General features: G+C 75.8%; 1 pseudogene. It reads left to right on the forward strand.

The annotated features are described in order from the left end of the window. Nucleotides 1-356 precede the first annotated feature (356 nt). A pseudogene (locus AE652_RS40995) lies at nucleotides 357-1,467 on the forward strand (hypothetical protein); the annotation flags it as partial.

Raw genomic sequence — 1,467 nt, forward strand, 5'->3', positions numbered from 1 at the left:
CCCTGGCTTGACAACATCATTGGGAATCTCCCTGTGGTGGCGGCCCGGTCCGGCAGGTCCGGTGGGCTGGTTCCATCCTCCGCCGCCGTCGGCCCCCGGGCCTCAGCCCGGCAGGTGATTCCCGGCCCCGAAGGGTCACCGGGGAGTCGTAGCCGGATGTCGGGGTTCCCTCGGGGTGGTCCCGGGGAACCGGGCGCGGTCCTCGGTCCGGACCGCCGGACGGGGCTCGGTAGGATGCTGCCGATCGCGGTCGGCCGGGGGGCGGACGAAAGCCCGACACTGTTGCGAAACGATCTCCCGTGCAAGCGATTTCACGTCCTGATGGGTTCTCTCCCGCATTCTCCCGTGAGGTTGGATTGCACATTCGGCAGCGCAGATTCCTGACCGCGACCACCGCCGTCACCCTGGCCTCCGGCCTGGCCGCCGTCGGGGTCGCGGCCGTCTTCGCCGCGCCGGAGGCCGTCGCGCTGTCCCCGGGCGCCCGGACCCGCCCCTCGCCGGTCACGATCGCCTTCGGCGGCCTTCCCGGCACCGTCACGGCGGGGGGCGCGCCGGTGGAGTTCACCGCGACGCTCCGGAACACCGCCGACCACCGGCTGGACGTGCCGTCCTCGGCCTTCGTCGTCGCGGACGCCGGCGCCGGCGCGGGGCAGGGCCACTTCCGGCTGGAGTACCGGGCGCCCGGCGGCACCCGGTGGCAGGACGCCAGGGCGAACCCCGCGGGCACGGGTGCCGTCTGGGCGCTCGACCAGCCCGCCGTGCTGTCGCTGCCGGCCGGCGCCGAGGCCGTCTACCGGCTGCGGTTCACCGTCACCGCCGACGCCCCGGTCGGCCGGGTGGCACCGGGCTTCGACTCCGTGGTCTCGGACCCGGCCCTGCCGCCGGAGCAGCGCGCCACCGACGCGAGCAGCGGCCGCCCGGAGCTGGTCATCGTTCCGGCGGGGGCGCCGACCACCGCGCCGGCCACCGCACCGGCCACGGCGCCGCCCGCCCCGGCGGCCACCGCGGAGGTCGGGCTCCACGGCGTGCCCGTCGTGTTCACGGTGGGCGGCGAGGCGAAGCCGTTCACACTGGTCCTCACCAACCGGAGCGGCCGGGAGCTGCGGGTCGTGCCCGCGGTCGTGTTCCAGGGGGCGGCCGAACTTCCTTCGGACACGGTCGAGTTGGAGTTCCGTGCCGCCGACGGGCAGTGGCGGGGCGCCACCCCGGGCCGCGGCCCGGAGCACCCGAACCGGCTCGACTTCGCGCTGCGGACCGGGGACGGGGACGCCGACGTCATCACGCTGGCGAAGGGCGAGAGCCGCACCGTCGACCTCCGGCTGGCCTTCACCAAGGACGCGCCGATCCTGTTCGAGTCCCTGACGGCCGTGTCGCGCACCCTGCCGGAGCGGGGCGAGAGCGCGGCCGAGGCGGTCGGCCCGGCGGCCGACTTCATCACCGTGGCCGCGACGGGCGCCACCGCCGCAC

Origin of the sequence: Kitasatospora sp. MY 5-36 (assembly GCF_001182915.1) — a bacterium.
GTDB lineage: Bacteria > Actinomycetota > Actinomycetes > Streptomycetales > Streptomycetaceae > Kitasatospora.